Genomic DNA, 23301 nt, shown 5'->3' with positions numbered 1-23301 from the left:
TCACAACCTTTCGCGAATATTAAAATTTAAGGCAAGCATCAGTATAACAAAACAATCTACAGAATACTAGGATTTGGATGTGATAGAATGTCCACAAAAGCTGCGCAACGTACACATATCAGTTTGACGTCGCCATTTATCATGGAGATGTGGGTAATTATTTTTTTAGTTGAGTTTGTTAAAGGGTCGCTACTTGTCGCTTTGTTACCCGTATATATGGAGAATATTTTGGGTCTATCTGTTACGGTAGTAGGCTTTGCCTTTGCACTCCAGTATTTGGGGGATAATCTATTCCGCAGTCCTTCTGGCTGGGTTATGGAGCGCATAGGATTTCGCTGGACCATGACAAGTGCCTTGCTGTTGATCCTAGTAGCTGTTGGAATGATAATATATGCCAAAACAGCAGTTACGCTCTCGATTGCCTGTCTTATTCTTGGGATCGGGACATCCCCGCTTTGGCCTTGTGTGATGACCGGAATAACGGAATTGGCGGGATCTACTAAAAGCGGCAGCAGTGGAGCAGCTATGGGTGCTGTAGAGATGGCATCGCTCGCAGGAACGGGAATCGGTCCGATTGTAGTGAATTTTTTGATGGATCAGGGTGGACAAAGCTATCGTGTAGCCTTTTTGGTCCTGCTAGGGTGTGCTGCTGTAGTAGTTGTAGTTGCGCTTTTTCTACCTAAAAGAATCTCGTCAAGTGGCACTCATGCAGTTGTAAGGGACATGCAGGGGCTCGGCGGAGCTATTGAGCGTAAAAAAATCAGTCCATTAGAAAGTATAAAAAGAACACTGCATCAGGTCAGAACGACGCTTAAAGTCAGTCGCCTACTATATCCGGCCTTATTTCTTCAGGCTTTTGCCATTGGCTTGATGACGCCTGTAGTTACCTTGTTTGCACGTACGGAGCTTCATGTTAGTCCGAATCAATTTAGTCTGCTTCTGATTGCAGGTGGGGGAATTACGGTGCTTGCTCTAATTCCAGCAGGCAAGCTGGTGGACCGAATAGGAACAACTGTGTTTCTGAACATTGGCTTTTTGCTTGCCGCCTTTTCCCTTGCCCTGTTCTCACAGGTACGCTGGCTCCCGCTTGCTTTTATCGCGGTGGCATTGGTCGGTATAAGCTACGCGCTTATTCTCCCGGCATGGAACGCCTTTCTGGCTAAGCAAGTGCCTAAGGGGGAACGAGGGACTGTCTGGGGGCTTTTCTTGACCTTGCAAGGCTCAGGGATGGTGGCAGGACCAGTGATATCAGGGAGACTATGGGACCATGTAGGTCACGGTGTTCCGTTTCTGATGAGTGCAATTGTTATGTTGATACTCTTTGGGCTGCATTTACTAATTGTACACAGAACGAAGTTGAAATTTAAAACTAGTTGACCTTAGATGTGAAAAGCCGCTGACAACCTGAGAATTAGTTGTCAGCGGCTTTTTTTAGGAATTAAAAGGACTAAAAGAAATAAAAATTCAATCAGCGTTTGGAGAAAGTGTGTTGCGGGTAAAAATAGTCAATAAACCAAGTTACCGCTACATAAACTGAAGTATAAAATAAGACTAAGACGAACGCAAAAGTAACTACTACTTGAAGAGGTCCGGCAGCCATAAATAATCGGAAATTGAACAATTGTGTTGGCTTTGCAGATGTGAAGTAGTTAGGGGGGAGTGCCGTGAACAAAAACGACGAGGTGGAGTATTGTAACCTGGAGCTGCGTTTCGACAGACAGCATATCCAGGACCTGATCAAGGATTTGATTCAAAAAGGTTATTCCCTATATTGGAGCGAGAACGAACAGGTCTTTGTAATTTCGGTCCGTACGGGTCGTAAACTGGTGAAATTACGTTTTCAAAGGATTAAAGATGGCTATAAACTCGTGGGTGACTATATGATTCGTGATGCTCGCTTGTCAGAATGGATGGAGAAGTTAATTGGGGACATGCGAGGCCATGCCATTGTAAAGCGCTTCAGAGACCGTCAGATTATTATTGAAAATATTTTGTTCGGCGAAGTGATTCGTCTTGTTGAAATCTCGGGTTATCAGCAGCGAGTCTTATACCAGAAGGGTCCTATGCTCACCGATGAGGAGCTGACCAAGCTCTATTATTCTGTTGAAGGAGAGGAACGAATTCGCCAGCGCCGGATTGAAGTGGATGAGCAGCTGGATCGATTAAATGATGCACTTAAGGCTGAGGATATGATTCGCGCGGAGAAATGCCGAGCTCAGCTTACCTTTTTGACGAAGGAATTGTATATGTTAGAATGGTAAACAAGGTGCCGAAATAAGTTGCTTAGGGGCACCCCGAATTTCGGGGTGTCTTAGATTTGTTTGAGAACTTGCAGACAGGGGTTCACTTCTGGTGCTAAAAACGTTAAAATAGTCATTGTGATCATTTTCATATTGGCAATGGATTTGTCGATGAATTTGATCTTTATTCGCAGGGCAGGCTTTGCTGTCTCTGATAAAGGGTGGTATTCTTATACTGCGAGAAATGGATTTCCCAAAAATATAGGGTGCAAAGGGTGGAGGACCAGATGGCAAAACAACAAATCGGCGTTATTGGCTTGGCGGTAATGGGCAAGAATTTGGCTCTAAATATCGAAAGCAAAGGTTTTTCCGTATCCGTGTTTAACCGCTCACCGGAGAAGACACATGATCTTCTTGCTGAGGCGGAAGGTAAAAACCTCGTAGGCACATTTTCCGTTGAGGAATTTGTAGCTTCGCTGGAAACACCGCGCAAAATTCTGATCATGGTTCAAGCTGGTAAAGCTACTGATGCTACCATCGAGCAACTGTTGCCGCATCTTGATCAAGGCGACATTATTATCGACGGAGGAAATGCTTATTTCCCTGATACGGTTCGTCGCAGTAAATATCTGGAAGAAAAAGGTTTCCGCTTTGTCGGAACTGGGGTTTCTGGCGGTGAAGAAGGAGCTCTTAAAGGTCCTTCCATTATGCCTGGCGGTCAAGAAAGCGCGTATAAGCTAGTTGAACCAATCCTAACTGCAATCTCAGCTAAAGTTAACGGTGAGCCTTGCTGTACATATATCGGACCAGACGGTGCGGGACACTATGTTAAAATGGTGCACAACGGTATCGAATATGGTGATATGCAATTAATCTGTGAAGCTTACCAGCTGCTCAAAGACGTTCTAGGTCTAGATGCAAAAGAACTTCACAACATTTTCAAAGAGTGGAATAGCGGTGAGCTCGACAGCTACCTGATCGAGATTACTACAGATATTTTTGCTCAGTATGATGAAGAAACTGGTAAACCAATGGTTGACGTGATCCTTGATTCCGCTGGCCAAAAGGGAACTGGTAAATGGACAAGCCAAAGCTCATTGGATCTTGGTGTACCTTTGTCCATGATTACCGAATCCGTATTCTCACGCTTCCTCTCTGCAATGAAGGATGAGCGCGTAGAAGCAAGCAAAGTGCTTAACGGACCAGAAGCTACACCATTTGATGGTGACAAAGCTGAATTCATCGAGAACGTGCGTAAAGCATTGTTTGCAAGTAAAATCGTATCCTATGCTCAAGGTTTCGCTCAACTTCGTGTAGCTTCCGACGAATACGGTTGGGATCTGAAATATGGCGAGTTGGCTAAAATTTGGCGCGGCGGCTGCATTATCCGTTCCCGTTTCCTACAAAACATCACGGATGCTTACGAGAACAATGCAGATCTTAAGAACCTATTGCTTGATCCTTTCTTCAAGGATGTTATGGACAATTACCAATCCGCATGGCGTAAAGTTATCGCTTCAGCTGTAACGATGGGTGTTCCAGTACCTGGATTCTCCAGCGCATTGGCTTACTATGATAGCTATCGTACAGAGAGACTGCCTGCGAACCTGCTTCAGGCTCAACGCGATTACTTCGGCGCACATACGTTCAAACGTGTAGACAAAGAAGGCGTTTTCCACCACAACTGGATGTCTGCAGAATAATCTAGTTTATTACGGTTATAAGCAATAACGCCTTCGGCGTCCCTAAAGGACGGTAAGAAGCGTTTATGCGAGAAATATAAGGTTAATGTATAACATGAAACTTGTACTTTCTTATATTTTAAAAAAGTGGCCCGAATTGCTTCACCAGAAATGGGGAGGCTTTCGGGCCTTTTTTGTTGAAGTTTTGATGTATATTTACTATGTGAAGCAGATTGTCTAATGTTTTGACCCTGTGTTATGATATGACAAATATCGCGGTTGGAGGATAGACATGGCTGGGGATACAGAAGAATTTAAAAAGTTCAATGAAGAGCAAAGAAATAAGAACATTATTTTAGTAGGGATGATGGCAACGGGGAAGTCAACAGTAGGCGCAATTTTGGCCGAGGAACTGGGTTACGAGCTGGTTGATCTGGATCATGTCATTGTTGAAACTGAAGGCCGAAGTATTGCAGAAATTTTCGCGGAAGATGGAGAGCATTACTTTCGAAGCGTGGAAACAGCAGTACTAAAGCGTATGTTAGAGTCTGAGAATAAATTAATATCTACTGGTGGTGGCGCGGTATTGGCGCCGGGGAATACAGATTTAATGCTGAGTAAAGGGCATGTGGTTGCGCTAACGGCAACAGAAGAAGAGATTATTACCCGCGTTAGTGGAGATCAGAATCGTCCGCTGCTCGCCGGCAATGCAGAAGAACGGGTTAGACGTATCATGGAAGACCGTCGAGAAGCTTACCTGTTCGCGCATTACACGGTCGATACAACGGGACTGACAGCGGCAGAAGTGTCGCAATATATTTTAATGCATTACCGCGGCTGAGCTTTTAAGAGAGTGTTTCATTCCATTCAATCATACCGCCGCTTAAATTTGTAGCATGATAGCCAAACTGTTGTAGATATTCGCAGACACGCTGGCTTCGAGCACCGGAACGGCAGATAAAGATCACTTTGGCATCGCTTGGAATATCCTCAGTGCGGTGTGGAATTTCTCCCATGGGGATATGCTGTGCACCGGGAATCATCCCGAAGGCAACCTCTTCGTCTTCACGAACGTCGATGAGTACAAGGTCTTCCCCTGTCTCTAGACACTGCCGCAATTCTTGCGGTGTAATTTGTGGAACATTATGCATGGTTGTGACCTCTTTTCATCAGAAGAATGGTTTAATGATAACACAAGCATGGAATACCCTGTCAAACGAGCACTACATACAACTATATCTACTAAGGAGAGTTTATATTATGGACGTTATTGTTAGGCCAACGCCATCCCTGCAAGGAGAATTTGGGGCCCTCTCTTCCAAAAACTATACCACTCGCTATTTGCTGGTTGCCGCATTGTCAGAAGGCGTAAGTACGATTTATCATCCGGCACATAGTGAAGATAGCGATGCCATCCGTCGTTGTATTGCAGATTTGGGAGCTGTACTCACAGAAGATGATGAGAAGATTGTGATTCAAGGCTTTGGACGCAAACCTAAGGATGTTAAGGAACTTAATGTGGGGAATGCTGGAGCAGTATTACGTTTTCTAATGGCTGTAGCTGCTTTAAGCCCTGAGGTCACATTCGTAAATACGTATCCTGACTCATTGGGTAAACGTCCACATGACGACCTGATCGTATCTCTAGAACAGCTTGGTGTGAAGGTAGAGCATAATGAAGGTAAGTTGCCGATCACGATCCGCGGTGGCAAACCTGTTGGGGGTAGAATTACAGTTTCGGGTGCTGTCAGCTCCCAGTTCCTAAGTGCTCTATTATTCTTGACACCATTGCTTGAAGAAGATAGTGAAATTATTGTCCTTGATGATTTGAAATCAAAGGTTGTCGTAGGTCAGACACTAGAAGTGTTGGAGCAGGCAGGAATTGTGGTTCATGCGGCAGATGATTATATGTCCTTTAAAGTGCCGGGTCGTCAAGCCTACGCGGCTAAGACGTATACTGTGCAAGGTGACTATCCTGGCTCTGCGGCTATTCTTGCGGCTGCTGCTGTGACAAAGTCTGATGTTAAGGTACATCGACTTATGGAACAGAGTAAGCAGGGAGAAAGAGCCATTGTTGATGTGTTGCGTATGATGGAAGTACCGCTTACTCATAAAGAGGGAACAGTTCACGTACAAGGGAACGGCGTACTAAAAGCTGTTGAATTCGACGGAGATGCTGCAACCGATGCAGTGCTGGCTATGGTAGCTGCTGCAGTATTTGCTGAAGGCACTTCACGATTCTATAACGTTGAGAACCTTCGGTATAAGGAATGTGATCGTATAACTGATTACTTGGCAGAATTGACTCGTGCAGGAGCCAATGTTGAGGAACGCCGCGATGAAATTATCGTTCACGGCATGCCTGAAGGCGTCGAAGGTGGTGTAACCATTAACGCGCATTACGACCACCGTGTAATTATGGCGCTGTCAGTAGTAGGTTTACGAGCCCGTAAACCACTATTGATCAAGGATGCTCACCATGTCGCTAAGTCGTATCCGCAATACTTTGATCACCTGCGTGCGCTTGGTGCGAATGTGGAGTGGGTACAATAGAAGTAAGGGAGCTAGCGAATTTAGCTTCAGTCTTCAGTGAAGTAAATCAGGATCATAAAGTGTAACTATGGAAAGGGGCACTGTGTATGAGCTTTGAGAATCCAAGCCGGGAGCAGATCGGAGATATCCTTGCATCTGCCGGTAATATTGCAGTTGTTGGCCTGTCTGACAAAACAGACCGTACCTCCTATATGGTTGCGGGTGCTATGCAAAGTCGGGGATATCGGATCATTCCTGTAAACCCATTGGTTGATGGTGAAATACTGGGAGAAAAGTGCTATCATACGTTAGCGGAAATTCCAGAGCCGGTGGACATTGTTAATGTGTTCCGTCGAAGCGAATACTGCGCAAAGGTCGCACAGGAGGCCGCTGAAATCGGCGCACGTGTGCTCTGGCTCCAGCAGGGTATAATCAGCCAGGAAGCTGCTGAAATCGCCGCTGAGCACGGTATGACGGTGATTATGGACCGTTGTATCAAGGTGGAAGAAGCGATCACGATGCATGGGCGGAGTCGGGCATAAGGTTCGGTAATTCAACACTTTATCTGACTATTGAAAAAATGATGATCTGAGCGTGTATCAAGGGATTTCGAACGAACCGACGAGCGGACAAACGATGAACTGACGAGCTTATGAGCTTACGAGCCGACAAACGAACCTACAACGAGAGAACAATGAACGGGCGAGCCGACAGACAAAAGAACGAATTAACAAACCAGCGAACTAAATTTTTTGACGCTGAAGTAGTTGCAACTTTAATGTTAAAGAACAGCTAAGATCAAAAGCATCGTTTGATCTTGGTTGTACAGACTGTGCAATTTCTAATGCAAATCACTAACTGAGCTTGTTATACTGAAGTTAGACGAAGAACGTCCTTTATCCGCATGATTTGCGGTGAAGGGCGTTTTTTTATTTTTATAGGGGAGGATACCATAATGGAATTTGAAGAAGCACATGGTATGTTCATTAACAAGCACTTGACTGAAAGATCAGGAGAAAGAAGGGGGAGGCTGGTTAGAGGGCATAATTATGCGGAGAAGCTGTTCTTGCAGAATGTATGGTGGCCATTGTTTGAGAGCCTTGATGATTTGCATCCAGAATACGAAGTGTACGACTGGAATCGTAAATCTCAGTTTCTGGACTTCGCTTTTCTTCCGCAGAGCGGCGGCAGTCTCGGGATTGAGTGCGACGGGTTTCAAAGTCATGTGAAGGACATGGACCGCGAGAGATTCAACTACGCAGTTAATCGGGACACTTTTCTGACCGGAATGGGGTGGAAAATGATTCATTTTTCTGTTGATGATCTTCAGCACCGCCCCGAGGTGTGCCGTATGCTTTTGCAATTGGTGCTGGCACCTCATTTGGCGCGCAAATCTGCAGGCGTGGATATTTTGTCTGAGGAGAAGGAGGTTCTGCGGTTGGCTTGGCGACTGGGTAGGGCGATCCGTCCAAAGGATGTGACCACTCATTTCAGCATTAACTTTCGAACGGCGCGCAGATTGTTGCACTCGTTGAGTGAGAAGGGACTAATAACGCCTGTAATTACGGGAGAACGGGTTCGACAATACGAAGTGAAAGCTATGCGACCAGATCAAATATGGTAGGAGAGGGAGAATAATTGCACTATATACAACTATATCGGAAATATCTCTGTTCTATTGTGGTTTAGTTGTACTTTGTACACTTATTACACACCAAAGGTAAGAAAAAGGGTGAAATTATTAAAAATAATTGCACAAAGTACACTTATATGGATTTCAGTTTTTCTAGGATATAAATAGCTGCACAAAGTACAATTAACTTCTTTTCTAATCAGCGGCAGCGAAAGAAAGAGACTCAGTCAGCAGACAAAACTTAATTCAATAAAATATTACTCATTCACTTGAAGCATTATCAGCATCCATACGGAGTAACTTTTTATCGGTTTTAACCAGCTTTAGCATTGTTTGCTTTAGTGCTTTGGAATCCTGAGCCCAGAGAATGGTGTTTCTAGGTGATTTTATTGTGGAGTGAGTGTTTATTTGTTTTAAATATAACCTGATCTTTTCCTTCAGTTTATTTTGACAAAAACCCCCGCAGCGCTTACCATTCAATATAGAAAGAAAGGAGAGGGTAGCCTTGAATTGGCTCGGATCATTGCAGCAATTGGGCAGAGCCATAATGCTTCCTACCATGGTACTGCCGGCGGCAGCCATTTTGCTTAGTTTGGGCAGCTTACCTTGGTCTGCATGGGGACTTTCTTCGGTATCCGAAGTGGCTACATACGCTGGGCAAGGAATCTTTTATTTTATGCCTTATTTGTTCGCTGTGGGTGTAGCATGGGGATTATCCAATCAAGCTGGAACGGCGGGTCTTGCAGCACTGGCTGGAATGTTCACTTACGACCGGATTGTTACCCATATGGGAGACGGGCTTGTACAACCTGCAACACTTATCGGAATTTTGCTGGGTATAGTTGCCGGTATCGCTCAAAACCGGTTCAAAAATATCAAGCTTCCAGAGGCGATACAGTTTTTTGGAGGTTCGCGTTTTGTTTTGCTGTTCATGGGATTGTTTTCGGCTGGCTTTGCATGGGTGATGTTAGGGATCTCTCCACTGCTGCAAAGAGGACTGGATGATCTTTTTCAAGGGATATTGCAGACAGGCGGCTTTGGCGTTTTTATTTATGGAGTGCTATATAGAGTACTAACAGCCTTCGGTCTTCACCATATTCTCAACAATGTGTTTTGGTTTCAGTTTGGAAACTTTACAACTCCTGATGGTAGCACTGTCGTTCAGGGGGATTTGCCACGTTTTTTTGCAGGCGATCCTACGGCGGGCATTTTTATGGCGGGTTTGTTTCCGATTATGATGTTCGCACTGCCAGCCATTGCTTTTGCAATTATTCAGGAAGCGCGCGAGGACTTGAAGCCTAAGATTAAAAAGACTTTTGTGCGGGCGGCTCTGGTCTGTTTTCTAACCGGGGTTTCGGAGCAGATTGAATTTGCGTTTTTGTTTGCTTCTCCCTACTTATTTGCGGTACATACAGTAATGTCCGGTCTTGCTATGGTGATTACCTACATGTTGGGGATTCATCACGGGTTCTCTTATTCGGCAGGAGCAATTGACTTCTTTTTGAATTTGCATCTGTCACAGAGAGCTTGGCTTCTGATTCCGATCGGTATTGGCTATGGGATTGTGTATTATAATTTGTTCCGCTGGGCGATTCGCCGTTTTCAGATCCCGACACCAGGGCGTGAAGAAGGTTCTGAACTTGGTGATTGGGCAGGCAATATCCCTTATCAGGCACCACTGATCTTGGAGGCGCTTGGTGGCAAGGAGAATATCGTACAAGTACAATCCTGTATCACTCGTTTGAGGCTAACCGTCCATAATGATCGATTTATAGATACAGGGGCGCTTAAAGGTCTTGGTTCCGCTGGGATTATCAAGCTCGGTGGCGGGAATGTCCAAGTAGTATTTGGTACGTATTCAGAGTTGATCCGCGAGGAGATTAATAAGCTAATGCTTCGTGATTTGCCTCAGGTATTGTTCAGTTCTCCGATGCAGGGTAGAATGATGCCCATTGAGGAAGTGCCGGATCACATCTTTGCAGCGAAGCTGGTGGGTGATGGAGTTGCATTTTTGCCGGAAAAAGGGGAGCTTACTTCGCCTGTATTCGGGAAGGTTATGCACGTCTATCCTACAATGCATGCCGTTGGTATTGCTACGCCGGAAGGGCTGGAGGTGCTTATGCATATAGGGATCGACACTTCGCAGCTTAAAGGCCCATTTGAGGCGGTTGTAAAAGAAGGCGACAGTGTGGAACCAGGTCAATTGCTTGTTAAATTCGACCTCGCTTATTTGCGTGAGCATGCAGCTTCACTGGCTACACCAATGGTGATTACGAATCCTGATCGAGTAAAATCATGGAGCTATGCTCCATTTAAAAATGTTAAAAAGGGGCAATCTTCAGTAATGTCCGTAGTCTTACATGAAAGTAACGTTGGAGGGATAGAAGGATGATACAAGGCATAGGCGCAGCAGCAGGTGTAGCTATCGGGAAGGCCTTTGTCTTACCGAACTGGGAGTGGAGCTTACCAGACACACAAGTGAACCCAGTGGATCTAGCTAAGGAGTTTGAGCGTTTATACGAAGGTATCCGTACCTCTAAGGACGAGATTGAATTCATCAAAAAAGAATTCAGAGAAGTAGTCGGTCCGGAGGAATCCAGCATTTTTGATGCTCATCTGGCGATTTTGGATGATCCGGTGTTTATGAGCGAAATCCGGGGGATTATTGAACGCCAGTATAAGGCGGCGGAAGTGGCTGTTAAGGAAGCGATTGATCATTTTGTAGCGATGTTTGATCTGCTGGATGATGAATACATGAAGGAGCGGGCGGTGGATATCAAGGATGTCGGTAACCGTCTGTTAAAGCATCTTTTAGGTGCCCCTGAGGTCACGCTGCCATCGGATACACAGCCGTATATTCTCGTAGCGAAGGAGTTGTCTCCTTCCCAGTTAGCTCACTTGAACCCAACTTATGTTCTAGGTATTGTTACTATGATGGGCGGTAAAACCTCACATTCCTCCATTATGGCTCGTGCGCTGGGCATTCCGCTCGTAGCGGGTTTGGAGAATAATTTATCTAACCCAATTCAGACCGGAGACATGCTCGTGATAGACGGAGACACCGGATCAGTGCAAATTCATCCTGATGAGGTAACGATCAATGAATATGTTTCTCTTCGGAATAAGCAACATAAAAAGAAAGAACAACTGGAATTGCTTGCTACAGTCGATGCCGTCACTAAAGATGGCGTTAACCTGCGATTGGCCGGTAATATCAGCTCCGTCAAAGAACTGAATTTAGCGCTCAAGTATGGAGCCGAGGGTGTAGGTCTATTCCGTACAGAGTTTCTTTATATGGATCGCAGTTCTTTTCCGACGGAGGATGAACAATTCGAAGTGTATAAACAGGTTGTCGAGAAGGTAGGCAGTAATATGGTTGTGATCCGTTCGCTGGATATAGGCGGGGACAAGCATCTGGATTACTTCCAGCTGCCAGAAGAGCAGAATCCGTTCCTTGGCTATCGTGCCATTCGAATCAGCTTAAATCGACAGGATATGTTCAAAACTCAGCTAACAGCCATTTTGCGGGCGAGCGCATATGGGAATGTAAAGCTAATGTTCCCTATGATATCTTCCGTAGAAGAAGTACAAGCAGCAAAAGCTGTACTGGAAGAAGTGAAGGCTGAACTGGAGCTACGGGGCATACCGTTTAATCGGAATATTCCAGTCGGTATTATGATTGAAGTTCCAGCTGCGGTTATGATTGCGGATTTACTGGCGGAGGAAGTTGATTTTTTCAGTATCGGTACGAACGATTTGGTGCAATATGTACTAGCTGTAGACCGAATGAATGAACAAATTGCGCATATGTATCATCCATATCATCCAGCGGTTCTGCGAATGATCCGTATGACTGTAGAAGCAGCGCGTAATGCAAAAATAGATATTAGTGTATGTGGTGAAATGGCGGCAGATGAGCGTTCTTTGCCACTTTGGCTGGAGTTAGGGATTAGTGATCTAAGCATGTCACCACAGGCACTGCTGAAGGTTAAACACCGTACCCTGAATACACTGGCTATAGACGCTACAAGGGTTGCCAAAGCTTGCTTCCATCATCGTACAAGCTCGGAAACGGAAGAAATCCTAAGTGCTTATGCTCAGAAAAGCGGTATTACGCTTGGAACGAGCGTGGAAACAAAGGAGAAAGCTTCTTCATAGTTATCAAGCGCTACATCATCAAGTCCACATCAAGGTTCGGCATTCTTGCCGGGCCTTTTTCTTTTGTACTAGATTGTTATAAAAAAACAAAACCGTTTGCGCTTCGGCGCAGTCTATACATAGAGCGAGTTGTACAGGAATGATTTATGCGTGAAAGCAAGGGGGGAGGACAAAACAAGCATGGAACACATTATTAATGACGAAATGGAAATAGTCGCTACGGATGAAGACATATTTTATGAGCTGGTAGCTGAACAGAAAAGAAAGCTATACAGCATTGCTTATAGCTATTTACGAAACGAAGCGGATTCGTTGGAAGTTCTACAGGAGGCAACCTGCCGTGCATGGATTAAACGTAAAAGCTTAAAAGACTTCGAGAGATTTGCTCCATGGTTAACACGTATTCTGATCAATTGCTGTAACGATGAGTTGAAGCGCAGAAAGAGGAACGCTGTCACAGAAGCTGCTCGAAGTGATGTAGGGATCATGGAAATGAAAAGCGACCGCAGATTAGACATGGAACAGGCGTTGGAAGGGGTAAAGCCGAAGTATCGCCAGGTGCTTGTACTCAAATATTACAAGGATATGACCCTTGCAGAAATTGCAGAGGTACTGGATAAACCGGAGGGCACCGTGAAGACATGGCTCAATAAAGGTCTGAAACAGCTGCGTGACAGAATGAAACGGAAGGGGGATCTATTTTATGGCTGAGTCTGAAGAAAAGCTGCTTAACGATTATTTTCAGAGAATTGATGTCGAGGCTGAGGAGATCCCGGATGTTAAGCTGGATGCCGCGATTCGCAAGGGGATGCAGCAAGGTAGCCACAAAAGATTCTCTTTTAGAAAAAGATACGCTGTTGTTGCGTTGGCGGTCCTAGCCATCGCTTTATTAATTATTGTACCTTGGGCACATCAGATGGCCAATCCTGTTCGTGCGCAGTTACCACCAAAAAGCTGGGGATCGCTTGAAGTGTTTAGACCCATTGTTGCTGATAATCTGACGATTAAATCAGCACTTGATGCAGGTATACTGAAGGAGGTAAATATCTCCTCTCCTGAGATGGATGGGATACAGTGGACGGTTAACGGAATCATGGCAGATCATAGAGGTATTGCTGTGCTTTTTACAATCCAGAATAATACAGATCAGAAGATGCAAATGATAGGCCTGTCATTGAAAAAAAATCAAAAGAATAATTACGACCTCACCGGATATAGCGGGTTTAGCAATTCTAATGCACAAGAGGCAGGTTCACCTGGGACGACCCGCATGTTAGAACAAATCGTCTGGGATAAATATCGAGATGATCTGACAGATGAGTTGAATATTACATTATCTCTATATCCAGAATCCAAGGACCCTTCTAGCTCGAGCATGGATATTAAAAAGCTAAGTGTTAAAATTCCGCTGGAAGACGATAACAACTATTTTAAGGGAGAGATTGTTGATCTGAAGGATAGTCTGTCTATTGGTGGACAGAAAATCAAAATGGACAATATCTATATTGGACCTACGGGTATTTACATGCGGGAAACCTTTGACAAAGAGAATAAAATGAGGATTTTTAATATAATTTCACCTAAGCTGGTTATCGGGAAAGGGGAGCATCAAGAGGAGTTAATGAGGGTAAGTGGTGCTTCTTCAGTAGTAGGGGGCTTGAAAACTTATATTTTCAACAATGACAATATGAGACCTGCTGAACCAATCAAACTAGAAGTTGAAGGAATCTCCGCTCTAGATCAATCAAAGGTCGAGCTCGTGATTGACACGGAAACACAGCAGATTCTAAAGGCACCGGATAACAATCTAACGATTTCAAAGCGGATGGAGAACGAAGAGCAGGGAATTCTGGTTTTGGATTACTTTATTCCTAAAGATGATATGGAGGCGTTTGCTGATAGCGGTTTTGCATTGGACGATAATTTTGTGGATAGCACTGGTAGTGGACATTGGTTAGGATGGGTTAAAGATGGCTACTCAGGATATAAAGAGTTTAATGAAGATAGCAGGGGAACTACAGTAACCTATCTCTTCAATGTAGGCAAGGAAAAGCTACCCCAACCGTTGACTTTCTGGTTTAATTCTTATCCAAACAAAATCAAGGAGAAAGCGTCCATTAGAATTAAGTAAGTAGCTCCAAAGTCGAGCGAATCAAATCAAAAGCCCTGTTCCTCAAATGGAGAGACAGGGCTTGTTTGATTTTAAACTTTATTTCTACTGTTTATTCCCTGCTAACGCATCACAAAAAGCTTTGCCATAGGGCGGCAGATCTGGCGGGCGACGAGCAGAAATAATATGTCCATCCGTAACCACAGCTTCATCTTTCCATATCGCTCCGGCATTCTCCATGTCATCACGGATGCCGGGTGTGGAGGTGACGGTTACACCTTCCAGAATTTTAGCGGAAATTAATACCCAGCCTGCGTGGCAGATCTGCCCAATAGGTTTCTTAGCTGCATTGAAATCCTGTACTAGTTTTAGTACGGCACTGTATCTACGGATTTTATCAGGAGCCCAGCCGCCAGGAACTAAAATCCCGTCATAATCTGCGGCATTAAGATCGTCCCAGGAGTACTCCGCTTTTGCAGGCACACCATATTTGCCGATGTATGTTTTATCTTTTTCCAAACCTACCAAGTGAACCTCAGCGCCTTCTTCTCTAACTCGGTACACGGGATACCAGAGCTCCAAATCTTCAAATTCATCGTCTACGAGTGCTATGACCTTTTTTCCAGCTAGTCTCATTTTGTTAAGCTCCTTTCGTATCACATGATCCTTCATATTCTATCAAATTTAAAATACGAAGTCATCTGAAGGGTTGTAAATTATAGACGAATTGCCAATTTAATCATTATATGCAATTAAGGAGGGTTTTAATCGAGGGAGGTCGAATATAGAAATTGAAAAGTCATACTTTGTACTTAATTCATTTCTTGCAAGAGGTGTAGAAGATGTATACAGATAACTTAATGGAGAAGTTGTGCAGCTGCGGTGGCCTCATGAACTTACATATGCATTCATTGATTTTTAATACGAGGGTGAAGATTACACATGTCCCTGTCTATACTTGTCCGAAATGTACTAGTTATGAGCCCTTGTCGTTTATTAAAGCAGATCTAGGAAAGCTAGTGAAAGAATTGAACGCGGATGTGCCAAGACAAGATTTTTCGTTTACTCAAAGAAATGAATTAGCTAGTGTCCTAAAAGAAGCTTTGACAGAGGTTGTTGTCGGAGGATTTCAAGAATTAGAGTTGGCTATCCGAGAGACAATTCAGGCTAGAGTGGATATGTTACTTGATCTATACCGACTAGCTGAGGGGCTTAAAGACCAGAATTGGATGGAAGAAACTAGTCGAAGACTGTCTCAATTAACGTTCCAAACGACTAAAAACGCAAATTATTAAAACATTCTGTGAAAATAATGAAAAACTTTCACGGAATGTTGGATTTTTCACTCACTTTTTGTTACGATAGATAGAAGTTACATTATTGTGCTCGTGAATAGGGAAACCTACACTAGTCAAAAATTGTAATTAGGGGTTACGTCTTCAGCCTTGAAAGAAATTTTGAAAGGAAAATGAAGCGTTATCATTGCACAATTGTACAAAGTGTCGTATCATATTTTTAATTAGTCGAACGATAAAATTTATCGCAATGGAGAGAGTAATTTGACGGTAACCATTTACGATGTAGCTCGAGAAGCAGGCGTATCTATGGCTACGGTATCACGGGTTGTGAACAATAACCCTAACGTGAAACCGCAGACCCGGAAGAAAGTTTTTGAAGCGATTGAGCGTTTGGGATATCGTCCCAATGCCGTGGCGAGAGGGCTTGCCAGTAAGAAAACGACAACCGTTGGGGTTGTCATCCCTGATATTTCAAACTCGATTTTTGCAGAAATTGCACGCGGGATTGAAGATATCGCGAATATGTATCATTACAATATTATATTGTGTAACGCGGATAAGCGTAAAGAAAAGGAAATCCGTGTCATCAATACCCTTTTGGAGAAACAGGTCGATGGTCTGCTCTTCATGGGTGGTACGGTAACCGAAGAACATATTCAAGCTTTCCAGACTTCTGCAGTTCCGATTGTCCTATGTGCTACACGGGATGAGAAGGGAACTTATCCTTCCGTTGACATCGATCATGAAACCGCTGCTTTTGATGCAGTGAATACTTTGATTCGTCACGGTCACCGAGAAATCGCAATGATCAGTGGTACACTCCAGGATCCTGCGAATGGATATGCACGTTTCCATGGTTATAAGAAGGCACTTGAACAGGCTGGAATCGAGTATCAAGAAGACTTGGTACGTATCGGTAACTACCGCTATGAATCTGGTGTCGAAGCCATGAAGTATTTCCTTGGACTCAAGAAGAAGCCAACCGCTATTTTTGCCGCAACCGACGAGATGGCTATTGGTGCAATTCACAGTATTCAGGATGAAGGCCTGAAGGTACCGGATGACTTCTCCATTATTAGTGTGGATAACATCCGTATGGCTTCGATGGTTCGTCCATTGTTGACAACTGTAGCCCAGCCTATGTATGACCTAGGTGCGGTAGCAATGAGACTTTTGACGAAACTCATGAAGAAAGAGACGGTTGAGAATCCGCGGGTTATCTTGCCTCATGAAACGATTCTCCGCCTGTCTGTTAATCATCTGAATAAGTAATTTAAGAACTAAACAGTATTTCCGTAAAAAGCTCCTTTTGGAGCTTTTTATGTTTTTTACAGAGTAAATCATCGGAGGAGGCGTTATCTTTGCCTGAAATAATCGGATTAATTGGTGCGATGGATGAAGAGATTAAGCTATTACTAGAAAGGATGGAGAATAAGGAGACGAAGGTCAAGGCAGGAATTCATTATTACATAGGAAATATATTAGGAAAGTCTGTAGTGCTCTGTAAATCTGGGGTAGGTAAAGTAAATGCAGCAGTTACGACACAAATTCTAATTGATTCCTTTGGTGTGTCTCGTGTGTTGTTTACTGGGGTTGCTGGGGCTGTGCACCCTGAATTGAATATTGGAGATATTGTAATATCATCTACTTGTGTTCAGCATGATATGGATGCTACAGCACTTGGCTTTTCAAAAGGTGAAATACCTTATCAGGATAATTCTGTCTTTCAGGCAGACCCTTCATTGGTACTCCTTGCTGAGAGGGCGTGTAACGAGTTAGGCCAAAAGTACTTGGTCGGCAAAGTACTTTCAGGTGATCAATTCATTTCTAATGCGAAGATTGTAGCCAAATTAAGAGAGGAATTGGACGGAGCGTGCGTGGAGATGGAAGGGGCGGCGGTTGCACAAGTGTGTGTGATGAACGCCACTCCCTTTGTTATTATTCGTTCGATGTCTGATAAGTCTGACGGGTCAGCAAATGTGAGTTTTAAGGAGTTCACGGTGGAAGCCTCAGGGCGCTCACATTCTATCTTAGAATATATGCTGCAGCATCTTTAATACTCGTTTAGTACATGAAGCGCTGTCTAAAGCGTACTCTGTCGAAAGTCTCCTGTGAGGACATAGGTACCTCTTGTCCAATACGAACCATTAGGCAGTTTGCTGGATGTGAACAGATTTCAGGATCATCCGTAGCATACCAAACCATATTTACAGTTTTCATTAGCCGCTCCATCATTTGACGATAAGCCCACACATCAAGCCCACTCCCTTTTAAATCCCAGTGCCAATAATACTCTGTTGTAAAGACGATACAATTCTCCAATTGCTCTTGCTCAAAAGCAGTGGAAATCAGCAGCCGGCCTAGTCCGGCTCCCCTATAATCATTACTCACCTCAATAGCTCCAAGCTCAATTAGATCCATCATTCCACCCTGTGACCAAAGCTCCATTTCATCTGGATAATGAAAGGTTACATAGCCTATTATAGTGCCATCTTCTACAGCTGTAATTATACGTCCTTCTGGCAAGCTAGCAATCTCTATGAGAGCTTCTTGCTGTTCAATCGGCTTGCGGAAGGCATCAAGATCATGATGCATGTGGAGGGCTTTAAGGTCCTCTGGAGATCGGGGGCCACTTATTGTTATTGTTCTACCTTTATATGAAAGCGTATGGGTAACAGGGATTTTACGATGCTCCATAGCCGTGCTCCTTTCGGATGATAAAATATGGAATGTAAACGTTTGCTATGTTATACTAATTCAGACATAAAAAATTCACATTCATTGCATTGACATCATTATCTAAGAGGAGAGTCTTACCCTTAAAGCTTAAATCAAACGAGTGAGGGAGGCAAGAGTGATGGGTCAAGTCCATAGCGAAATTTTGCCTGGCCGTGTGCAGAGCTCCAATATGTCTGATTACACCCAGGCAGTAGCCAATTTTAAGTGGGAGGATGTTGAACGTAACTTCTCATGGTATGACACTGGAAAGGTTAATATGGCACATGAAGCAGTGGATCGCCACGTTCAAGAAGGACGGGGAGCGGCAACGGCCCTGCTCTACAGTGATGCGGTGCGGGATGAATCCTATACATTTGCCGATCTGCAGGAACGGTCGAATCGGTTCGGAAATGTATTGCGTAAATATGGTATCGGTAAGGGAGATCGGGTATTTATTTTTATGCCTCGTCAACCGGAACTATATTTTAGTTTACTAGGAATTCTGAAGATTGGGGCAATAGCAGGCCCTCTGTTCGAAGCCTTTATGGAGACAGCAGTTAAGGATCGGCTGGAAGATAGTGGTGCGGTTGCTTTGGTTACTACACCTGAGCTTCTTCATCGTGTGAAGCGTGATGAGCTTCCGAATTTGCGTCATATTTTTCTAGTAGGCGGTACCACTGATATCGAGCAAGGTAACTTAGGTTTCACTGAGGAGATGGATAACGCGTCTTCTGAGCTCGAATTGGAATGGCTTGACCTGGACGATGGCCTTATCATGCATTATACATCTGGTTCTACAGGAAAACCTAAGGGCGTTTATCATGTGCAAAGAGCAATGATTCAACATTATTATACAGGTAGAGTGGTGCTGGATCTACGTCCAGATGATATTTACTGGTGTACTGCTGATCCAGGCTGGGTGACAGGAACATCTTACGGAATATTTTCTCCCTGGTTAAATGGGGTAACGAATGTCGTGAGAGGGGGACGCTTTAGTCCTCAGGATTGGTATAAGACGATTGAACGAAATAAGGTTAGTATTTGGTACAGTGCACCTACAGCATTTCGTATGTTGATGGGGGCAGGAGAGAGTTCAATTCAGGGAATTGATTTGAGCAGCCTGCGCCATGTCCTGTCTGTTGGAGAGCCGTTAAATCCTGAAGTCGTGCGATGGGGAGATAAGTTCTACAACCAGCGCATTCATGATACCTGGTGGATGACAGAGACGGGAGCGCAACTGATCTGTAATTATCCTGGAATGGATATCAAACCAGGTTCTATGGGCCGTCCGTTGCCAGGCATTGAAGCAGCGATTTTAGATGATCGAGGCAATGTTCTCCCACCATTCTCAATGGGGAATCTTGCAATACGGACGCCTTGGCCATCCATGATGAATTCGATCTGGAACAATAAGGCGAAGTATGAGGAGTATTTCCGCATTCCTGGTTGGTACATTTCTGGTGATTCTGCTTATATGGATGATGATGGATATTTCTGGTTTCAAGGACGGATTGACGACGTTATCAACTCTTCTGGTGAGCGTATAGGACCTTTTGAAGTGGAGAGTAAATTGGTAGAGCATCCTGCTGTGGCAGAAGCGGGTGTAATTGGTAAACCAGACCTGGTGCGTGGGGAAATTATCAAGGCTTTCATTTCGCTGAGAGAAGGCTATACTCCTACAGCTGCTCTCAAAGAGGAGATCGCGGCATTTGTTAAAGCCGGACTGTCTGCGCATGCTGCGCCGAGAGAGATCGAATTTAAGGATAAACTTCCTAAGACACGATCAGGTAAAATCATGCGGCGTGTATTAAAGGCTTGGGAGCTTCATCTCCCAACTGGCGATTTATCAACGATAGAAGATTAGAATGGATCATAAAAAAACACCGTTCCCTAATGAATTTAAGGGAACGGTGTTTTGTTGTGTGAAGTTATTCTTCGGACTACCGGTTAATGGTTTCCAGTCGTATTGCCGGCTGTACCACTATTACTGTTTCCGTTACTGCTACCTTCACCAGATGGCGTCGAAGTAGGCGTAGGTAGAATGGTTCCAGGAATCTCGATATCCTCTCCTGGTGTACTCTCAGAGCCTGTAGGAGGCGTTGTCTCCGGTTGCTGATCTGGAGTTGGTGTTGCTTCCGGAGTTGGTGTAGTGCCTCCAGCAACGCTGCCAGAAGCTGTCTCATTACCTGCGACATCAACAGCACTGACATAGAATGTTGCATTGGCACTCGCAGGCGTTCCTGGCGAGAATACCTTGCTCTCGTCAGCCATAATTACAGCTTGCTTCTGGAAAGACCCGCCGTTTAAAGAACGGTATAAGCGGTACCCTACTACATCTGGAGAGCCGCTTGGGGAGAAGCTGATCACAGCTTTTCCAGTGCTATATGAGACACTAACATTCCCAGGAGCAGAAGGGGAAGCACCATCGTCCACACGTGGATCGACTTCAGTAGGGAAATCTGTCTTAGCATCGGCTGGCATATAATACTCCAGCGATTTATGCTCCTTCATCTTAGGGAAGGCTGCCAAGAGCTCCTTAACTAATTCCTGGATCGGCTTTTCACGTTTAACGACGATTTTTTCTTTCAGGAAATCCTCCGGTGTACCTTCGAGTGGGATATAGTTGACGCCATTGTAAGTAATATACTTGGCTTTGGAAATCCCATCGTCGCTCTCTTTAGGTACATATTTCGTATTGAAAAGATCCGTTGTAAATTTATCAGTTAGAGCCGTTGGCAGCTTACCGCTGTACGCGGAAACTGTCTTTTTGGTAATTCCTTCAGGTTGTGTGAATTTGTCTGTAACGAACAAGTCTGGCTGCTTATCAATAACAGCATTCATGACTTTAGCCCATAAGGTCTGTGCTTGTCGTTTTTGTGTATCTCCTGTAAGGGTATTAATTTGTTCCTTATAACCAACCCACATGCCGAGTGTGACATCAGGGGTGTAGCCCATGAACCAGACATCGCCATAGTTCTGAGTGGAGCCAGTCTTACCTACAATCGGAACGTCTTTAAAGTGTTTATAATCTCTTCTTACTGTGCTTGCAGTACCTTCTGTGATTACTGTACGCAGCATATCGGTCATTAGATAAGCAGTTTGCTCAGAGAATACTTGTTCAGGGTTAACCTTGTGCTGATAAACGATCTTGCCTTCCGAATCCACAATCTTCTCAATCATATAAGCATCATTAAATGCTCCCTTATTGCCAATGGCGGAATAGGCATTGGTTAATTCCTCAACGGATGTACCGTATCGAAGACCACCTATAACCCCAGTCTGCGCTCTGTAATCATCTTCGGTGAGTGTAGTGATCCCTAGCTTTTTAGTAAAGGCCCAAGCATCCTCTATTCCGACCTTCTCGTTAAAAAGTTTAAGCGCCGGTAGGTTGAGGGATTTATTAAGTGCATAGCGAGCCGTAACTAAACCCTGATAGCGATTGTTAGCATTTTTAGGGATATGGAAGCCTTTCCCGCCATCCTTCAAAATGATTGGAGCATCATCTAAGATTCCAGCAGGTTGAATCAGTCCTGCATCTAAGGCAGGTAAGTATGCTGAAATCGGCTTCATCGTTGAGCCGGGTTGCCGGACCATTTGGGTTGCGTAGTTCATTTGCTCGATATTAAAATCGCGGCCCTCAATCATACCGAGAATGGCTCCGGTCTTGTTGTTGATCAAAATGCCCGCCGTCTGTTCAACACCTTTTGTTTTGCTGTCCTTGGTGAAATTACTACTATCTTCGGAAATACTGTGCATTGCACTGTATACTTTCTTATCAATCGTGGTATAGACTCGGTAACCGCCGGTCATTAACTGTTGTCTTGCTTCCTCAAGAAGTACGGCATTATCACTAGAGCTATTGGTATCAGCTGTACTGTTATTCTTTTCATTTAGTGACAAAAGAATCTCAGATGCTTTACGCTCCGTCTCCATCATTAGGTATGGATATGTAGCATAGGCTTTCTTAGTGTGAGGAGCGAGAGAGCTTTTAATATCAAACTTGAGTGCTTCATCATATTGGGAGGTAGTGATCTTGTTCTCCTCTAGCATACGACGAAGTACAAGCTGTTGACGATCCATAGCTCTATTGAACGCCTTTGCGTTGAATTCTCCAACGCCATTGAATGCTGAATAAGCGGATGGGAGCTGTGGAAGACCGGCCAAATACGCCGCTTGGGCAATATTCAACTTGTCTAGATCATCCAGACCGAATATACCTTTGGATGCAGCTTTAATCCCAAATACGTTATAGCCATTCGAGCCATTTCCGAACGGAACCTTGTTCAGATAAGCTGTTAAAATCTCTTGCTTGGTCAAGAAGCGCTCTAGTCTAAGTGAAAGTAGAATTTCTTTTGCTTTACGATCTTCTGTTCGATCCAGATTGAGGAATACACGTCTTGCGAGCTGTTGAGTAAGTGTACTGCCTCCGGTCTGAACGGATTCATTTAATATCTTTTGTTTGACGGCACGTAAGGTGCCTTTGAAATCCACGCCATTATGCTCATTGAAATTATTGTCCTCTATAGCGAGAACTGCATCAATAATAATCTGGGGGATGTCGTTGTATTGAATGAGCCTTCGATCTTCTTCTGTACGAAGCTGGCCGATCGGTGCGCCATCACGGAAGTATGCGAATCCGGTGATCGCATTTTGTCCGACTTGCTGTTGAATCATTTCCTCAGAGCGAACAGGTTCATCTTTCACCATGGAAGTGACATATCCTGCTGCTGCACCACCGACGAACAGAATGCCTATTATGCCAAGAATAAACATCCACTTAACTACAGAACCGAACCTGCTAAGCCCAGATCTGCGGGGTGAAGGCTTCTTTACGTTTTTTTTCTTGTTCTCTTGAACCATCGACGATAATTCCTCCTTTTAACGGAATTATTATAGCACAAATTGGCGATTTTGAATGCAGTCGGAGTGT

Annotated in this window: 19 protein-coding genes; 15 read left to right on the top strand and 4 right to left on the bottom strand. The window is 44.3% G+C overall.

Annotated elements, in window-relative coordinates; all coding sequences use genetic code 11:
* Positions 1-87: 87 nt before the first annotated feature.
* From ACQKMP_RS02925 to ACQKMP_RS02910, 4 genes are all read left to right on the top strand, one after another.
* Positions 88-1377 carry an MFS transporter gene (locus tag ACQKMP_RS02925; RefSeq protein ID WP_042187302.1) on the top strand — a complete coding sequence of 430 codons (1290 nt, stop codon included), beginning with the start codon at positions 88-90 and terminating at the stop codon, positions 1375-1377.
* Between the two features lie 287 nt (positions 1378-1664).
* Entirely contained in the window at positions 1665-2261 is a 597-nt protein-coding gene (locus ACQKMP_RS02920) for a hypothetical protein (protein WP_042187304.1), read from the top strand.
* Positions 2262-2527: 266 nt separating this feature from the next.
* Positions 2528-3943, top strand: a complete 1416-nt coding sequence (gndA, locus tag ACQKMP_RS02915) for an NADP-dependent phosphogluconate dehydrogenase (RefSeq protein ID WP_042187305.1) — start codon at positions 2528-2530, stop codon at positions 3941-3943.
* Between the two features lie 271 nt (positions 3944-4214).
* Complete coding sequence (locus ACQKMP_RS02910; protein ID WP_339247376.1) at positions 4215-4763, top strand: shikimate kinase; 549 nt, start codon at positions 4215-4217, stop codon at positions 4761-4763.
* Between the two features lie 4 nt (positions 4764-4767).
* Here the strand turns inward: ACQKMP_RS02910 and ACQKMP_RS02905 are convergent, their stop codons facing one another.
* Positions 4768-5073 (bottom strand): rhodanese-like domain-containing protein, encoded by a 306-nt coding sequence (locus tag ACQKMP_RS02905; protein ID WP_042187309.1) that lies wholly within the window; start codon positions 5071-5073, stop codon positions 4768-4770.
* 109 nt (positions 5074-5182) lie between these two features.
* Between ACQKMP_RS02905 and aroA the strand changes: the two genes are divergently transcribed.
* From aroA to ACQKMP_RS02870, 7 genes are all read left to right on the top strand, one after another.
* The gene (gene aroA, locus ACQKMP_RS02900; protein WP_339247378.1) at positions 5183-6475 is read left to right on the top strand and encodes a 3-phosphoshikimate 1-carboxyvinyltransferase; all 1293 of its coding nucleotides are present in this window, start codon (positions 5183-5185) and stop codon (positions 6473-6475) included.
* Positions 6476-6561: 86 nt separating this feature from the next.
* On the top strand, positions 6562-6996 hold the full coding sequence (locus ACQKMP_RS02895; protein ID WP_427468786.1) for a CoA-binding protein: 435 nt from the start codon (positions 6562-6564) through the stop codon (positions 6994-6996).
* A 413-nt stretch (positions 6997-7409) separates the two neighbouring features.
* The gene (locus ACQKMP_RS02890) at positions 7410-8078 is read left to right on the top strand and encodes a hypothetical protein (RefSeq protein WP_427468785.1); all 669 of its coding nucleotides are present in this window, start codon (positions 7410-7412) and stop codon (positions 8076-8078) included.
* 514 nt (positions 8079-8592) lie between these two features.
* Positions 8593-10479, top strand: a complete 1887-nt coding sequence (locus ACQKMP_RS02885) for a glucose PTS transporter subunit IIA (protein ID WP_427468784.1) — start codon at positions 8593-8595, stop codon at positions 10477-10479.
* A complete protein-coding gene (ptsP, locus tag ACQKMP_RS02880) occupies positions 10476-12245 on the top strand; it encodes a phosphoenolpyruvate--protein phosphotransferase (protein ID WP_042187321.1) in 1770 nt (589 codons plus the stop codon). The genes ACQKMP_RS02885 and ptsP overlap by 4 nt, the downstream gene beginning before the upstream one ends.
* A gap of 180 nt (positions 12246-12425) precedes the next feature.
* Positions 12426-12956 carry a sigma-70 family RNA polymerase sigma factor gene (locus ACQKMP_RS02875; protein WP_427468783.1) on the top strand — a complete coding sequence of 177 codons (531 nt, stop codon included), beginning with the start codon at positions 12426-12428 and terminating at the stop codon, positions 12954-12956.
* Positions 12949-14376, top strand: a complete 1428-nt coding sequence (locus ACQKMP_RS02870) for a hypothetical protein (protein ID WP_427468782.1) — start codon at positions 12949-12951, stop codon at positions 14374-14376. Before ACQKMP_RS02875 ends, ACQKMP_RS02870 begins: the two co-directional genes overlap by 8 nt.
* A gap of 84 nt (positions 14377-14460) precedes the next feature.
* Here ACQKMP_RS02870 and ACQKMP_RS02865 read toward each other — a convergent pair whose 3' ends face one another.
* Positions 14461-14991 carry a type 1 glutamine amidotransferase domain-containing protein gene (locus ACQKMP_RS02865; RefSeq protein WP_427468781.1) on the bottom strand — a complete coding sequence of 177 codons (531 nt, stop codon included), beginning with the start codon at positions 14989-14991 and terminating at the stop codon, positions 14461-14463.
* Positions 14992-15197: 206 nt separating this feature from the next.
* On the opposite strand from ACQKMP_RS02865, the gene ACQKMP_RS02860 reads away from it, so the two are divergent.
* From ACQKMP_RS02860 to ACQKMP_RS02850, 3 genes are all read left to right on the top strand, one after another.
* Entirely contained in the window at positions 15198-15650 is a 453-nt protein-coding gene (locus tag ACQKMP_RS02860; protein ID WP_042187328.1) for a hypothetical protein, read from the top strand.
* A 264-nt stretch (positions 15651-15914) separates the two neighbouring features.
* Positions 15915-16925 (top strand): catabolite control protein A, encoded by a 1011-nt coding sequence (gene ccpA / locus ACQKMP_RS02855; RefSeq protein ID WP_042187330.1) that lies wholly within the window; start codon positions 15915-15917, stop codon positions 16923-16925.
* 89 nt (positions 16926-17014) lie between these two features.
* On the top strand, positions 17015-17710 hold the full coding sequence (locus ACQKMP_RS02850; RefSeq protein ID WP_081951093.1) for a 5'-methylthioadenosine/adenosylhomocysteine nucleosidase: 696 nt from the start codon (positions 17015-17017) through the stop codon (positions 17708-17710).
* Positions 17711-17717: 7 nt separating this feature from the next.
* Here the strand turns inward: ACQKMP_RS02850 and ACQKMP_RS02845 are convergent, their stop codons facing one another.
* Positions 17718-18350 (bottom strand): GNAT family N-acetyltransferase, encoded by a 633-nt coding sequence (locus ACQKMP_RS02845; protein WP_339247397.1) that lies wholly within the window; start codon positions 18348-18350, stop codon positions 17718-17720.
* A gap of 160 nt (positions 18351-18510) precedes the next feature.
* Between ACQKMP_RS02845 and acsA the strand changes: the two genes are divergently transcribed.
* Complete coding sequence (acsA, locus tag ACQKMP_RS02840; RefSeq protein WP_076282936.1) at positions 18511-20235, top strand: acetate--CoA ligase; 1725 nt, start codon at positions 18511-18513, stop codon at positions 20233-20235.
* Between the two features lie 83 nt (positions 20236-20318).
* Here the strand turns inward: acsA and ACQKMP_RS02835 are convergent, their stop codons facing one another.
* Positions 20319-23231, bottom strand: a complete 2913-nt coding sequence (locus ACQKMP_RS02835) for a transglycosylase domain-containing protein (protein ID WP_042187336.1) — start codon at positions 23229-23231, stop codon at positions 20319-20321.
* Between the last annotated feature and the right edge of the window lie 70 nt (positions 23232-23301).

Source organism: Paenibacillus sp. NPDC101420 (assembly GCF_050277435.1).
Lineage (GTDB): Bacteria > Bacillota > Bacilli > Paenibacillales > Paenibacillaceae > Paenibacillus_AQ.
The sequence above is the reverse complement of the archived record's forward strand: the minus strand, read 5'-3'. Positions and strand labels throughout refer to the sequence as shown.

Bases quoted from the DNA above. Each gene is read 5' to 3' on its own strand.
- ACQKMP_RS02925 (WP_042187302.1), top strand. From the start codon at position 88: ATGTCCACAAAAGCTGCGCAACGTACACATATCAGTTTGACGTCGCCA.
- gndA (WP_042187305.1), top strand. From the start codon at position 2,528: ATGGCAAAACAACAAATCGGCGTTATTGGCTTGGCGGTAATGGGCAAG.
- ACQKMP_RS02910 (WP_339247376.1), top strand. From the start codon at position 4,215: ATGGCTGGGGATACAGAAGAATTTAAAAAGTTCAATGAAGAGCAAAGA.
- ACQKMP_RS02905 (WP_042187309.1), bottom strand. From the start codon at position 5,073: ATGCATAATGTTCCACAAATTACACCGCAAGAATTGCGGCAGTGTCTA.
- aroA (WP_339247378.1), top strand. From the start codon at position 5,183: ATGGACGTTATTGTTAGGCCAACGCCATCCCTGCAAGGAGAATTTGGG.
- ACQKMP_RS02895 (WP_427468786.1), top strand. From the start codon at position 6,562: ATGAGCTTTGAGAATCCAAGCCGGGAGCAGATCGGAGATATCCTTGCA.
- ACQKMP_RS02890 (WP_427468785.1), top strand. From the start codon at position 7,410: ATGGAATTTGAAGAAGCACATGGTATGTTCATTAACAAGCACTTGACT.
- ptsP (WP_042187321.1), top strand. From the start codon at position 10,476: ATGATACAAGGCATAGGCGCAGCAGCAGGTGTAGCTATCGGGAAGGCC.
- ACQKMP_RS02875 (WP_427468783.1), top strand. From the start codon at position 12,426: ATGGAACACATTATTAATGACGAAATGGAAATAGTCGCTACGGATGAA.
- ACQKMP_RS02870 (WP_427468782.1), top strand. From the start codon at position 12,949: ATGGCTGAGTCTGAAGAAAAGCTGCTTAACGATTATTTTCAGAGAATT.
- ACQKMP_RS02865 (WP_427468781.1), bottom strand. From the start codon at position 14,991: ATGAGACTAGCTGGAAAAAAGGTCATAGCACTCGTAGACGATGAATTT.
- ACQKMP_RS02860 (WP_042187328.1), top strand. From the start codon at position 15,198: ATGTATACAGATAACTTAATGGAGAAGTTGTGCAGCTGCGGTGGCCTC.
- ACQKMP_RS02845 (WP_339247397.1), bottom strand. From the start codon at position 18,350: ATGGAGCATCGTAAAATCCCTGTTACCCATACGCTTTCATATAAAGGT.
- acsA (WP_076282936.1), top strand. From the start codon at position 18,511: ATGGGTCAAGTCCATAGCGAAATTTTGCCTGGCCGTGTGCAGAGCTCC.
- ACQKMP_RS02835 (WP_042187336.1), bottom strand. From the start codon at position 23,231: ATGGTTCAAGAGAACAAGAAAAAAAACGTAAAGAAGCCTTCACCCCGC.